Origin of the sequence: Maribacter forsetii DSM 18668, assembly GCF_000744105.1 — a bacterium.
GTDB classification, from domain to species: domain Bacteria; phylum Bacteroidota; class Bacteroidia; order Flavobacteriales; family Flavobacteriaceae; genus Maribacter; species Maribacter forsetii.
In genome coordinates this window covers 3,846,329-3,858,703 of record NZ_JQLH01000001.1, presented here as the reverse complement: position 1 = coordinate 3,858,703, position 12,375 = coordinate 3,846,329, and the positions used below count along the sequence as shown (strand labels likewise).

The window sequence follows — 12,375 nt, the reverse complement described above, 5'->3', positions numbered from 1 at the left end:
AGTATGGCACGCCCAGAAAAAGATATTAATGACTTAAAAGCGATCAAGATCAATCTACGAATGACTGTCCAGGATTATTTGACCGTCTGTGAAAATGCGAGTACCGTAGGTATAGGTATTCCCGATTTTATTCGTAAACGATCAGTAGGCAAACCTTTGCCCAGGACCAAAATTTCTTCGGAAAATAGAAAGCTGTTTATTGAACTTTGTCGCATCGGCAACAATTTAAACCAGCTTACCAAGAAGGCTCATTTGGGTGGTTTCAATCCCCATGAACTTAACTCACAATTGAATTTATTGAAGTCCACTTTAGCGGAAATCAAACAAGTAACCTTAAGGTCATGATAGCCAAACAGATCAAAGGAAAAGACTTTTATGGCTTGATCGTTTACCATGATAAAAAGGTGAAAACAGGCAAGGCATATGTATTGGATTCCAATATTGAAATGGGCAAACCTGTGGATATGACCAAGGAGTTTAATGTGGTACGACAGTTAAGGCCCAATCTTGGTAAGGCCGTCTATCATGTATCCTTAAATCTTCCTCCGGGAGATCAGTTGAGTGATAAGGATTTTTCATCCTTGGCAGATGATTATTTAAATGGGATGGGTTTTGAGGACAATCAATATTTGATATACATGCACACCGACCAAGAACATCAACATTTGCATATCATAGCAAATAGGGTGATGTTTTCTGGTGATGTGGTTTCAGATAGTGGAGACTATAAAAGAAGCCAAAAATTGGTTAGGGAATTGGAACGGAAATATAGATTGACCGTTCTGTCCGATAATTTGTTTAGGGAAAAGGCGGCACTCACCCAGAATGAAATTGCAAAGGCTTTGCGCACCGGCGATATTCCTGTTAAAAATTTGCTTCAGGAAAGGGTGAAGGTAGCCTTGAAATCGGCTAACAATGTAAAGGAGTTTATTGATAAACTAAAAAGAGTAGGAGTAACGCCCCAATTCAAAATCAGCAAAAGTACCGATAGGGTAATGGGTATTTCTTTTAAGTACAAAGACATTATATACAAGGGTAGTACCCTTGGTAGAAAATTTTCATGGAATAACATTTTAAAACAAATAGATTATGAACAAAGCAGAGACCGTACAATTATTTTCAAAACTAATTCAGCAGAACGAGGAAATAAAGAAGACATTAACGATTTTAAGAAAAAATCTAAAATCAATTCACTTAGAGCAAGGGAGGTCGATGGAAAGAGCAAAAGTTATTTGGATGGAGGTAAGAGAGTTGAACGAGCATCTCAAAAAGTCGAAGGTAAAAAGCTAAAACTTGGTGAGAGCCGATCAGAGAAATATTCGGTTAAATTAAAGATCGATTCGCAAACCGGTATTTGGAAGGATGCGAACAAAGTATTAAGGTCATATACAAGTCAAGAGACATCTTTTGAAAATGAACTATTAGCTGATATTGACCGCAAAAAAAGAAAAAAGAAAGGAAGAGGATTATAAAACATGGGTCTAGAGAGCGACATTATAGTTGAAGGATTTTTGGACAGCCTTCCTGTTGAGCTGCTAGAGGCGGCCGTGGCCCGGAATAAAGGGGTCAAGGCCGCCATGCCCAAACCTATGACCGATGATGAGGAATTAGGTGAGTATTATCGTCGCCTGATCATTTCACGGGGAATTCTCTTTCCAAAAAGCTCTTGATATTTATTTCAAATAATCACTGTAATCTTCCGGTAGCTCCGCATCGATATCCCTTAGATATGAGATTAGTGCCTGTAAGCTAGAGTGACCGGTAATCAACATGAGACGATCATGGGTTTCGGTACGGGAGCATTCGTTGCGCATTTCACGGTACAGTTTTGTAATGAATGTGTGCCTAAAGGAATAGACGGTATGGTCTTTACCCAGTCTGTAGGTTTCTCCAATTTTTTCCAAATGAACGTTGTAAGCATCCTTTACTTTTTTGAATCTCTTGGAAAAATAATCCCTCTTATTCACTTCACTGGTAACCCAAGGTCCTACACCTTCCGGAGTTATTAAATAATCCTGTGCATTGTTGAGGTCCAATTTCTCCAATTCTTCCAGAATGATGTTTGGGATGATTTTCGTTTTCACCACCTTGTTCTTCGCTTTAACGTAGAGTAGGTTCTGTTCCAGGTTCAGATCGCCAACTTTAATACTACATACTTCTATAGGTCTCAAAAAATTATAGGAGACCAATTTTATGAATAATAATAATTGAGGGTCCTTCTCCGATAGGAATTCATAAAGTTCATCGACCATTTTTAGGGTGTAGGTCTTATTTCTTTTAGGATTGGTCTTAAGCGGTTTTATACTCTGAATAAAATTTTTGGGAATGATATCGTTTTCTTCCAAAACGGTAAAGTGCGCACTAAGTACCGTACGGGTATTGTTTCGGTTACGGGCGCTTGAAGTATTTAATATGGAATTCAGGTATCCATTGACGACTTTCTTGTCTATACTAAGAATATTTCTTTTGAGCAGGTTCCGTGAATCCAGATATTTCTTAAAACGTTTGAACCTACTTTCATAATCCATTATGGAAGTAGGGTTCAGCGTTTTTATATTTAGGCTATGGGTAAAGTCGAGAGCACTTTCGGCAGTATACCCCTCTGTTTTCATATTCATTTCGCCTTCATAAGGTGAATGTCCGTCCTTTAGCATTTCGGAAAGAATATCCTTAAGAATTTTTAATTGTCGTAGCCTTTCCCTTTTCGTGTGAAATCTTTGGTTGATTTTTGCGTAGACGGGCGTTTGGCGTGTCATCTTTGGTTCTCCGTTCACATCTTTTTCGGTAGGGTGCTCGTATGAAAAGTAGACGTACCACCTTTTGGAGAGGTCAAAATTCTCTCCACCGTGATAAATTTTAGGATCTGTATATTTCTTCTTCAAACCTTCGCTGTATGCGGTATCGTATGCGGTTTGTAAGGTATCAAAAAAATAACCCATTGACAAAAGATTTAAAAATCTGATAATCAATGGGTTATGTAGTAGCGGGGACTGGACTCGAACCAGCGACCTTCGGGTTATGAGCCCGACGAGCTACCTACTGCTCTACCCCGCGATATGGGTTTTTATCTCACTTGTTTTGCAACTTCAGGTCATTACGCTGACGGGATAAATGTTTGCTACTATTCGTAGCGGGGTGCAAATATACAACACATTTTCTCTATATTCAAAACTTATTTAAAGAATATTTTTTAAGGGGTATTATCTTTTAAAATACATTAAATCCATAACTTCGGTTTTTTGCAATTTTATGGATACAATTAACGATTTTATAGCCAGTGCATTACCTTATACGGAGTGGCCAATGTTTCTTTTATTGATAGGAGGCGGACTCTTTTTGGTTTTTTATTCCAAATTAATGCCCTATCGTTTTTTCGGTCATGCCATCGCAATTACTGCAGGTAAATACGATAATTCTAAATCTAAGGGAGAGGTAAGTTCTTTTCAAGCTTTGTCGGCTGCAGTTGCGGCAACAGTCGGTTTAGGTAATATATCAGGAGTTGCCATTGCAATACATGATGGTGGTCCAGGAGTAGTATTTTGGATATGGATGACCGCATTAATAGGTATGTGTATCAAGTTTTATTCCTGTAGTTTGGCAATTATGTATCGAGGTACCGATTCTGACGGAAAAATGCAGGGAGGTCCTATGTACTATATCACAAAAGGTCTGGGTGAAAAGGCTAAGCCGTTAGCTATATTTTTTGCAGTATGCGGACTTTTCGGGTTTTTAGGTGTTTTCACGGCGAACCAGTTTACAGAAACATTTATGAGTGTAGTTGATCCTGGGTCAACAATAATAGAAATGAGCGATGAGAATTGGAAATGGACCATAGGGCTTATATTGGCGGTAGTAACCTCATTTGTAATTTTCGGCGGATTGACAAAGATTGCGAAAGTGGCTTCAGCAATTGTGCCATTTATGGTGGCAGTGTATTTAATTGCCGTAATAGCTGTCATGGCTATGAATTCCAGTCAAATAATGCCAGCTTTAAAAATGATATTTACAGAAGCTTGGAACTTTAAATCTTTGGCTACGGGCGGATTTTGGGGTCTTGTAATTATTGGTGTTCGTAGGGCCATGTTTTCAAATGAAGCAGGTTTGGGTAGCGCACCAATGTATCATGGGCAATCTAAGAATGATGAACCAATTCGAGAGGGGTTGGTTGCCATGTTAGGTCCGTTTATAGATACCATTCTAGTATGTACATTTACTGCAATTGTTATCATATTAAGCGGTGCATATTTAGAAGATTCTAGCGGAATAGTAATGACGTTATCGGCTTTTGAAAGAACCTTATTTGGTTGGGGAGATGTATTGTTAATGGTCATTGTTACTGCCTTTGCATTGTCTACCTTATTTACTTATTCGTATTACGGCGTTAAATCTTTGTCTTTCTTGACCAATGCTAAAATCGGTAAGTTTTACAATTGGTATTTTGTGATTATGATTGTCTTCGCTGCAGTAGCATCATTAGAGTTGGTAAAGAATTTAATTGATTTGTCGTACGCACTAATGGTGATACCTAATATGATTGCCGTACTTTTGTTGGCCCCAAAGGTAAATGTGGAATTGAAGAAATATATATTAAAGTATAGAGATGGCAGATCATAAGGCAGGCTTCGTAAATATTATTGGTAATCCTAATGTTGGTAAATCAACTTTGATGAATGCTTTTGTGGGTGAGAAATTATCCATAATAACATCAAAGGCACAAACAACAAGGCACCGTATTTTAGGTATTGTAAACGGAGATGATTTTCAGATGATTTTGTCTGATACTCCAGGTATCATAAAACCTGCATATCAGCTTCAAAGTAGTATGATGGATTTTGTGAAATCTGCTTTTGAAGATGCCGATGTACTTTTGTATATGGTTGAAATAGGAGAGAAGGCATTGAAAGATGAGGCTTTCTTTGAGAAAATTAAAAATAGTAAAATTCCTGTTTTATTGTTGTTGAACAAAGTAGATACTGCTACGCAAGAATTGTTGGAAGAGCAGGTTCAGTATTGGCAAGAAATGTTACCTAGTGTAGAGTTGCATCCTATATCTGCATTATCTAATTTTAATGTTAAAGGTGTTTTTGAGCGTATTATAGAATTATTGCCAATGTCACCGGCATATTATCCTAAAGACCAATTAACGGATAAGCCGGAACGTTTTTTTGTAAATGAAACTATACGCGAGAAAATCTTATTGAACTACAAAAAGGAAATTCCTTATGCAGTTGAAATAGAAACGGAGGAGTTTTTTGAAGATGAGGATATTATTCGCATGCGTGCCGTAATTATGGTAGAGCGCGATTCTCAAAAAGGTATTATTATTGGTCATAAAGGCTCAGCTTTAAAACGCGTAGGTGTAGAAGCAAGAAAAGATTTAGAAAAATTCTTCGGCAAACAAGTTCATATAGAATTATATGTAAAAGTGAACAAAAATTGGCGCAGCAATTCGCGTCAATTAAAGCGGTTTGGATATAATAAATAGAAATAATCTAAGTTATATATCAGCGCTAGTTTAAATTGGGGATAGATTTTAATATTTTAAGAATCTATATCTGTTTTTGAAAGCTTTAGTTATCAGTGTATTGACCAGAACTAAGCTTTCAATATTAGCTGTCATCACAAAATTTTTACCTCAATTGAATGTTTTAGGCTTTAATTTGAAAAGAATACATTATTTTTGAATTATCGACAAACTGTCATAAATCCCCGATGAAATGCATAATGTGATTATTTTTGGAGCCTCAAGCCATGGCAGTGTAGTTTTAGATTGCTTAGAGAAAGAGGATAAATTCAATGTAATTGGATTTGTAGATTCATTTAAACCTAAAGGTTCATTGGTAAATGGTTACCAAGTATTAGGTAGTGAGTATGATCTTCCATATTTAATGAGTAGATTAAATATAGAAGGAGGAATTGTTGCTGTGGGTGATAATTGGATTAGGAAAAAAGTAGTAGATAAAATACTTGAAATAATTCCTGGATTTAATTTTGTAAATACGATTCATCCTAAAGCGATCATTGGCAAAGATGTTGTTATTGGGTCTGGTAATGTTATAATGCCAGGAGCAATTGTAAATGCAAATTCAATACTTCATGATTTTTGCATTTTAAATTCTAATTCAATACTAGAACATGACTGTGAAATTGGAGACTATGCCAGTCTTGCTCCTTCGTCTTGTTGTGGTGGCAATGTGTTTGTTGGTAGTTTTTCATCTATTTGCTTAGGGGCTTCAGTTGTTAATGGTATTGAAATAGGGGAGCATTCTGTTATTGGCGCAGGTGCATTGGTTGTTAGCCATTTTGGAGATAAACTTATAGCCTATGGCTCTCCGGCACAGTTTGTTAGAAGTAGAGAAATAGGTGAGCCTTATCTGTCCACAATCAAAAAGAGGTATTTTTCTAATTTAGCATCTTTAGAAGATATAGTGTAGTTGCCACTTTAAATATTACCTTTGCACCAAATTTAAGCTATGGGTGCTATTGTTGCCATTGTAGGGAGACCTAATGTAGGAAAATCAACATTTTTTAATAGATTAATTCAAAGACGCGAGGCTATTGTTGATGCCGTTAGCGGTGTTACTCGTGATCGCCATTATGGTAAGAGTGATTGGAACGGTAAAGAGTTTTCAATTATCGATACCGGCGGATATGTTGTTGGTAGTGATGATGTCTTTGAGAAGGAAATTGATAGGCAAGTTGAATTGGCAATTGAAGAAGCTGATGCCATAATATTTATGGTAGATGTGGAGACCGGGGTAACCGGTATGGATGAAGATGTGGCTAAATTATTAAGACGTGTTAAAAAGCCAGTTTTTTTAGCGGTCAATAAAGTAGATAATGCTAAAAGAGCGGAAGATGCGGTTGAATTTTATTCTTTAGGTCTTGGTGAGTATTTTACACTGTCCAGTATAAATGGTGGTGGATCTGGGGAACTGCTAGATGCTTTGGTGGAAAAATTGCCAGATGTAGTTGAGGAAGAAAGTGACTTGCCAAGGTTTGCGGTAGTTGGTAGACCCAACGCAGGAAAGTCTTCATTCATCAATGCTTTGATTGGTGAGGATAGATATATAGTAACGGATATCGCCGGTACTACAAGAGATAGTATCGATACTAAATATAATAGATTCGGATTTGAATTTAACCTCGTAGATACAGCAGGTATTCGTCGTAAGGCGAAGGTGAAGGAAGATTTAGAATTTTATTCTGTAATGCGTTCCGTAAGAGCGATTGAGCATTGCGATGTCTGTATTTTAATGTTGGATGCTACAAGGGGATTTGATGGTCAAGTAGAAAATATATTTTGGCTTGCTCAGCGTAACCATAAAGGAATAGTAATTCTTGTGAATAAGTGGGATTTGGTCGAGGATAAAGAGACCAATACCATAAAACACTATACCGATAAAATTAAAAAAGCCATTGAGCCATTTACAGATGTGCCTATTCTTTTTGTTTCTGTATTAACAAAGCAACGTATTTTTAAGGCAATAGAGACTGCAGTTGAGGTGTACAATAATCGTAATAAAAAGATTATTACACGTAAGTTCAATGAAACGATGTTGCCAATAATTGAAAATTATCCGCCACCGGCATATAAAGGGAAGTTTGTTAAGATTAAATTCTGTACGCAATTACCAACTCCGTATCCGCAGTTTGCATTCTTTTGTAACCTGCCACAATATGTGCGTGAGCCATATAAGCGTTATCTAGAGAATAAAATTCGTGAAGAATATGATTTCTCTGGTGTGCCTATCACTGTATTTATGAGAAAGAAGTAAAGATTTTGTATTTTTCTGTAGTTCAATTAAATGTTTGATGCAGAAAAATACATTTTTTATTTTTTGTCTTTTTTTTACTTGGTTAGGTCTTTCGCAGGAAATTAAGTTGCCTTTGGGGGCTGTAACTGGCTCTTCAGGTCAGTTGTTAGAAAATATACATCTACATTTAAATAAGACTTCATTTGCTTCTGGTGAGCATGTGTGGTTTACTGCCTATATTCAAAATCAAAAAACACTACTTCCTTCCGTCGTTACCGAAAATCTTCATGTGGGTATTTATGATGATTTTGGAAAGGAAATAAATCGAAAATTATTAAGGGTAGATAAAGGAATTGCACATGGTGATTTTGAAATTGACAGTACTTTTGAAAGAGGGTCATATCATATAATTGCTTGGACCAATTATTCAAGAAATTTTGAAAAGTTAGAATCTTTTCATCAGCAAATCGAAATTCTTGGCAATACTAATGACAATGAAATTAAAGGTACAGCCAAAATTGAATTGAATACTTATCCGGAAGGTGGGGCTTTAATAAGCGGAGTATTTAATTATATTGGAATTCACTTAAAGAATAATTTTAAGGACCATAAACCAATTGTTAAATTATTAGATGATAATGGAGAGGTTTTGGTTTCTAACATAAATATTAGTGAAGAAGGTTTTGGTAAAATTGGATTCTTTATAAAAGAAAATCAAAATTATTTTTTTGAAATTCAGAACTCGGATGGAGAGATATCTACAATTCCCCTTAAAAAGTCTCTAGGTTTAATTGGGTTAAGTATTGATAATACGGGTGATAATCAGTTATTGGCTAAACTTGTATTATCAGATGAATCACTCATTAAGAATAATAATAAAACCTATTCTTTAGCAATTGTTCAAGAAGATTCTGTTTTTATGCAAGCTTGGGTTGTAAATAAGAATCAACTCGCATTGTCTATAGATAGAAGGTCAATTCCGTATGGTGTTAATAAAGCTATTTTGTTTGATGAACGACAAAGACCAATAGCATATAGAATGTTTTTCAATCATATAGATAAGTCAAGTAGGGTCAAGGAAATCAACGTTAGACATCGATTAAATACTTCTGGAGATTCACTAGAATTGTCTTTTTCGACGTTACGGCCTCAGTCTTTAGAATATAATTTAAGTGTCTCTGTTTTGCCTTTATATACCGAAGCAAATAATCCTCAAAACTCTTTAGCAAGTTCTTTTTTGATAAAACCTTATGTAAGTAGTCGGGCAAAATACAAATATGAGTTTTCCAATTTTGATGGATTTCAGAATTATGACCTCGACATTAAATTAATGATTGAAGGTTGGGGTAAAAATGAATGGAAAGATAGGTTGGCAATTAAAAGTAATGAAGATTTTGAATTAGAAAAAGGTATTGCTATAAGTGGAAGAGTTTTGGATGCTGATTTAGCTATAGAAAATCAAGTACTACTAATGACTGATAAATCTAAGACTATCGCTTTTGAAAAACTACAAAGAGATAAGACATTTAGAACCCATATGATGTTATATGAAAATGATTCTTTAGAAATATCCCTAATTGGAAAGAAAGGCGTTTTGCGAATGCCTAAACTTGAGATAAAAGTCGATTCTAGTTGGATGGAGAACCAGATAGATGTATTGAAATTACTAAAAGACTATAGGGGTGTTGATATTGTTTCAAACAATTATGATGATGAGATATCTATAAGTTTTAAAAAGAATGATGAGGTCATTGTCTTGGAAGAAGCCATCGTTAAGGCTGATAAATGGAAGGACAATAGCTTAAAAATTAATTCTGCAGAAATAGAGGGGAGGCAGATTGGAGATTATGAGATAAAAAGATATCTAAGTGTTTCTAATTACCTTCGTAAATTAGGATTTCTTATAGGTGGTGATTTAAATGGTAAAACCGTTGTGAAGTCTAAGTCAATAAATTTAAGAACAGGTTCAAATCTTATTGTTCCACTCTATATTGTTGGTATAGGTAGAGGTGAAGAAATTGCATTGAATATGCCGCTAAGTAGAGTTCAAACTATTGTGCATGACGCTAGAAAAAATGCCTTTGTTACAATCATGCTTAAAGATGACGTATATGTTTTCCCTGAGAATAGAAATAAGTATATAAGGCAATATATTCGTTACGGATATGCAAAGATAAACGAGTATTACAATCCTGGTTATGAGGACTATGAATCAATAGTGTTTAAAAAGTATGGAGCCTTATATTGGAAATCGAATATTCCAGTTACCTCAAAAGAGCCTTTTACTATTAAGGTGCCTTTAAAGAATCAAGAGGGTGTAAAAGTTTTTGTTGAAGGTATTAGTGAAGATGGTACTCTTATTTCTCTAGAAAAGAAAATTAATTTAAAATCAGAGGTAAATAACTAGTATTTTTTTTGAGTTTTAACCAACAACCAACAACCAACAACCAACAACCAACAACCAACAACCAACAGCCAACAACCCGGCCCTAGCCCCTCCCAGGAGAGAAACAGATTCTGACTTGTATTAAAAATTTTAGATAAAGCAGGTTAAGTGATACTTGTAGAAACATTGCTCCTAGCACTCAACAATCTCAAAACAAAAAAAACATAATCTTCCCCTCTCGGGAGGGGACAGAGGGGTGGGTGCTACTATAATGAAGATTGCAACAAACTCACAAACAAGAACCCAGTCCTAACCCCTCCCATGATGGGAATAGTTATTGACTTGCATTATATATTTTAGGTAAAAGAAATGAAATGACTCTTCTGGAAATAAAACTACCACCCTCCAGAAGCGCCGCCGCCGCCAAAGCCGCCGCCGCCGAAACCTCCTCCGAATCCGCCACCACCAAAGCTTCCGCCTCTGCCGCTACCGAATCCGCCACTAGAACCGCTTGAGCGACCCATGTTGCTGAGAATAATCATATCCCACGGACTTAAGCCTCCGCGTCTTCTGCCACCATTACTATCGTTATCTTCATTTTTGCGACTCCAAAGAATGAAGAGGATTACTACAAATATGATAAATGGTAGAAGAGATGAAAACGGAGTGCCTCCGTTATCACCAAAAGTTCTGTCTTCTTGAAATTCGCCGTTTAATACTTGAAAAATGACATCAGAACCTTTGTTAAGTCCACCGTAATAATCTCCTACTCTAAATTCAGGGAGAATTACATTTTCAATGATTCGTTTAGAAAGTGCATCAGTTAAAGAACCTTCAACACCGTAACCTGTGCTAATAGCGACTTTTCTGTCGTTTTCAGCTAGAATTATGAGAATACCATTGTCTTTGCCTTCCTGGCCAATACCCCATTTTTGACCCCAGTTTGCACCAAGGTAATTGATGTTTTCACCGTTAGTACTCGCAATGATGGTAATTACAATCTGTGTTGAGGTGCTATCTGAATATCGAACCAGTTTTTGGCTTAAAGCTACTTTTTGCTGATCGGTAAGAAGGTTGGTGTAATCATAAACACTGGTTTGTAATGCCGGTTTTTCAGGTATCTCAAATTGGCTCCATGATGGAGTGCACCAAAGAAAAAGAATTATAAGGCTAACCTTTAGATATCTCATTGCTTAATTCGTTGGTGTCATCTGATTGCCAAGGAAAATGACTTCTTAATTCTTCGCCAGCTTTTAAAACCCCGGCAACGAGTCCGTCTTTAAAAGCTCCCTTTTCAAAATGTGTTTGAATACTATTTCTAGTGGTTTGCCAAAAATCTTTGGGTACGACCTTATCTATACCTTTGTCACCACATATAACAAACTTCTTGTCGGTTACGGCAACATAAATCAATACGCCGTTTTCTTGCTTAGTGTTATCCATTTTCAATAAATGAAAAACCTCTTTAGCGCGCTCGTAATGGTCTTTTCTGGTATGACCCTCAATATGTACCCTAATTTCCCCAGAAGTATTTTTTTCAGCCTTAAGAATAGCCTCTACTACCTCTTGTTCTTCTGTTGCCGATAAAAAATCTTCTACTCTAGACATAGGTTGTTATTCGAAATCAAAATCTACATCAGGTGCATCTTCTGAACCGGCATCTGCTTTGTAATAAGCTAGTTCATCAAAGTTTAGAAAACCTGCCAATATAGAATTAGGGAATTTTTTAATGTGTAGGTTGTATGGTTCTACAGTTGCGTTGAATCTATCTCTTGCTACGTTAATTCTATTTTCTGTACCTTCTAATTGCGATTGTAGCTCTAGAAAGTTCTGGTTTGCTTTAAGATCAGGGTAGCGTTCTACGGTTACCAATAATTTACTTAATGCACCACTTAATCCACTTTGTGCTTGGTTGAATTGTGCCAGTTGCTCAGGTGTAATATTAGTAGGGTCAATATTGACCGATGTTGCTTTTGCTCTAGCTTCGATAACATCCGTTAAAGTACCTCTTTCAAAATCTGCAGCACCTTGTACTGTTTTTACAAGATTGCCTATGAGGTCATTTCTACGTTGGTATGCACTTTCCACATTTGCCCAAGTCTTTGTAGATGTTTCTTTTAATGCTACGGCAGTGTTGTTGAAGCTTACGCCCCAGGAATACAAGCTAAATCCGCCGATTATCAGTATTGCTACAATGACGATTAATGCAATTAGTCCTTTTTTCATAATGGT

At 36.3% G+C, this 12,375-nt stretch carries 12 protein-coding genes and 1 tRNA gene; 8 read left to right on the top strand and 5 right to left on the bottom strand.

The genetic code is table 11. From position 1 onward, the window contains the following. Positions 1-3: 3 nt before the first annotated feature. From P177_RS16405 to P177_RS20255, 3 genes are read left to right on the top strand one after another with little or no spacing between them, the layout of a single operon-like run. Positions 4-345, top strand: coding sequence for a plasmid mobilization protein (locus P177_RS16405; RefSeq protein WP_036156492.1), 342 nt, complete (start codon positions 4-6; stop codon positions 343-345). Continuing rightward, positions 342-1,472, top strand: a complete 1,131-nt coding sequence (locus P177_RS16400) for a relaxase/mobilization nuclease domain-containing protein (protein ID WP_036156490.1) — start codon at positions 342-344, stop codon at positions 1,470-1,472. The genes P177_RS16405 and P177_RS16400 overlap by 4 nt, the downstream gene beginning before the upstream one ends. A gap of 3 nt (positions 1,473-1,475) precedes the next feature. Continuing rightward, positions 1,476-1,670: a hypothetical protein gene (locus P177_RS20255; RefSeq protein WP_036156488.1), complete on the top strand. Its 195-nt coding sequence runs from the start codon at positions 1,476-1,478 to the stop codon at positions 1,668-1,670. Between the two features lie 3 nt (positions 1,671-1,673). Here the strand turns inward: P177_RS20255 and P177_RS16390 are convergent, their stop codons facing one another. Next, positions 1,674-2,939 carry a tyrosine-type recombinase/integrase gene (locus P177_RS16390; protein ID WP_036156486.1) on the bottom strand — a complete coding sequence of 422 codons (1,266 nt, stop codon included), beginning with the start codon at positions 2,937-2,939 and terminating at the stop codon, positions 1,674-1,676. 42 nt (positions 2,940-2,981) lie between these two features. Continuing rightward, positions 2,982-3,054 (bottom strand) — tRNA-Met (locus P177_RS16385). Between the two features lie 195 nt (positions 3,055-3,249). On the opposite strand from P177_RS16385, the gene P177_RS16380 reads away from it, so the two are divergent. From P177_RS16380 to P177_RS16360, 5 genes are all read left to right on the top strand, one after another. Beyond that, entirely contained in the window at positions 3,250-4,614 is a 1,365-nt protein-coding gene (locus tag P177_RS16380) for an alanine/glycine:cation symporter family protein (RefSeq protein ID WP_036156484.1), read from the top strand. Continuing rightward, positions 4,601-5,485: a GTPase Era gene (gene era / locus P177_RS16375; RefSeq protein ID WP_036156482.1), complete on the top strand. Its 885-nt coding sequence runs from the start codon at positions 4,601-4,603 to the stop codon at positions 5,483-5,485. Before P177_RS16380 ends, era begins: the two co-directional genes overlap by 14 nt. A gap of 232 nt (positions 5,486-5,717) precedes the next feature. Next, complete coding sequence (locus P177_RS16370) at positions 5,718-6,434, top strand: acetyltransferase (protein WP_036156480.1); 717 nt, start codon at positions 5,718-5,720, stop codon at positions 6,432-6,434. A 39-nt stretch (positions 6,435-6,473) separates the two neighbouring features. Beyond that, the gene (der, locus tag P177_RS16365; RefSeq protein ID WP_036156478.1) at positions 6,474-7,778 is read left to right on the top strand and encodes a ribosome biogenesis GTPase Der; all 1,305 of its coding nucleotides are present in this window, start codon (positions 6,474-6,476) and stop codon (positions 7,776-7,778) included. 37 nt (positions 7,779-7,815) lie between these two features. Then, positions 7,816-10,164 carry a hypothetical protein gene (locus P177_RS16360; protein ID WP_036156476.1) on the top strand — a complete coding sequence of 783 codons (2,349 nt, stop codon included), beginning with the start codon at positions 7,816-7,818 and terminating at the stop codon, positions 10,162-10,164. A 374-nt stretch (positions 10,165-10,538) separates the two neighbouring features. Here P177_RS16360 and P177_RS16355 read toward each other — a convergent pair whose 3' ends face one another. The 3 genes from P177_RS16355 to P177_RS16345 are packed head-to-tail and all read right to left on the bottom strand — an operon-like array spanning position 10,539 to position 12,369. Continuing rightward, positions 10,539-11,333, bottom strand: a complete 795-nt coding sequence (locus P177_RS16355; RefSeq protein ID WP_036156474.1) for a TPM domain-containing protein — start codon at positions 11,331-11,333, stop codon at positions 10,539-10,541. Further along, entirely contained in the window at positions 11,314-11,751 is a 438-nt protein-coding gene (locus P177_RS16350; RefSeq protein ID WP_036156472.1) for a TPM domain-containing protein, read from the bottom strand. Before P177_RS16350 ends, P177_RS16355 begins: the two co-directional genes overlap by 20 nt. 6 nt (positions 11,752-11,757) lie before the next feature. Next, a complete protein-coding gene (locus P177_RS16345; protein ID WP_036156470.1) occupies positions 11,758-12,369 on the bottom strand; it encodes a LemA family protein in 612 nt (203 codons plus the stop codon). Positions 12,370-12,375: the final 6 nt, after the last annotated feature.